This is a genomic window from Microbacterium umsixpiens (assembly GCF_053543675.1).
The window spans coordinates 17,580-18,813 of record NZ_JBLVOH010000100.1 but is presented as its reverse complement, the minus strand read 5'-3'; the positions used below and the strand labels follow the sequence as shown (position 1 = coordinate 18,813).

The following is a 1,234-nucleotide window of genomic DNA, read 5'->3' as shown; positions in this document are numbered from 1 at the left end:
GGGGGCGATGACGGTTGCTGAGGTCACTGAGGATTCACTCCGCTGATGCGGATCGAACGGTTACTTCGCGAGCGGTGCAGCCAGCAGTGCGAGGTAGTCGCTGAGGCCCCACGGGATGGACAGCGGCGACGGGTTCGCGGATGCGGCGACCGGCGTCGCGTTGGGGAGGATCGCGATGCGCCCCTCGGCGATGGCCGGGATCTTCGACAGCAGCGGGTCGGCCTGGAGCTGAGCGATGAGTGCGTCGTCGCCGTAGGTGACGAACAGGTCCACGTCGGCGAACTTCGCGACCTCTTCCGCGCTGACCGTCAGGTCGAACTTCTCGGTGTCTGCGGTGTCTGCGACGATCGACGGGAACGGCAGACCGAGGTTGTCGTGGAGGTATCCGGGACGCGTGTCGATCGCCGTGTAATAGCCGATCTGGCTCAGGTCGGCCGGGTCGAGGTAGGCGAACAGGACCTTCTTGTCCTTCAGGATGCTGTTCGCCGCGAGAGCGGTCTCGGCGTCGGCGTGCAGCTCGTCGATCAGTGCTTCGCCCTCATCCTGGAGGCCGAGTGCCTTCGAGTTCATCTCGATCATGTCGTCGACCGAGGTGCCCCAGGCGACCTCGGGGAATGCGATGACCGGAGCGATCTTGGAGAGGGTGTCGTACTCCTCCTGCGTGAGGCCGGAGTATGCCGCGAGGATCACGTCGGGCTCGGTGTCGGCCACGGCCTCGTAATCGATGCCGTCGGTCTCATCGAACAGGACCGGGGTCTCGGCGTCCAGCTCGTCGAGCTTCTCCTCGACCCAGGGCAGCACGCCGTTGTCGTCGTCGTCGCCCCAGCTGGCCTTGCTCATGCCGACCGGGACGATGCCGAGCGCCAGCGGCACCTCGTGATTCGCCCAGGCGACCGTCGCGATGCGCTCGGGCTTCTCCGAGATGGTGGTCTCGCCGTAGGCGTGCTCCACCGTGACGGGGAAGGCATCCGCGGAGGCGGGGTTACCGCCGGCTGTTCCGGTCGATTCCGGCGCGGGGGACGCGCAGGCGGAGAGGCCGACGGCGAGTGCAGCGGCCGCGCCGATGGCGAGGATTCGAGAGATGCGCACAGGCGTTCCCTTCGGGTTCGGGGTGAGGGGGCGGCGCGAGAGGTGCGCCCAGCCTTTGGTAAGCCTGGCCTAATCTAACACGGAGGTTAGGGCGACCTCACTTCGAGTCCTGGAACCCCGCGCAGTTGCGGGCACAGAAAAAGCC

Annotated in this window: 1 protein-coding gene; it reads right to left on the bottom strand. The window is 66.8% G+C overall.

Going from position 1 to position 1,234, the window contains the following annotated elements:
* Positions 1-60 precede the first annotated feature (60 nt).
* Positions 61-1,089: an iron-siderophore ABC transporter substrate-binding protein gene (locus ACNPM4_RS10250; protein WP_448985586.1), complete on the bottom strand. Its 1,029-nt coding sequence runs from the start codon at positions 1,087-1,089 to the stop codon at positions 61-63.
* Positions 1,090-1,234: the final 145 nt, after the last annotated feature.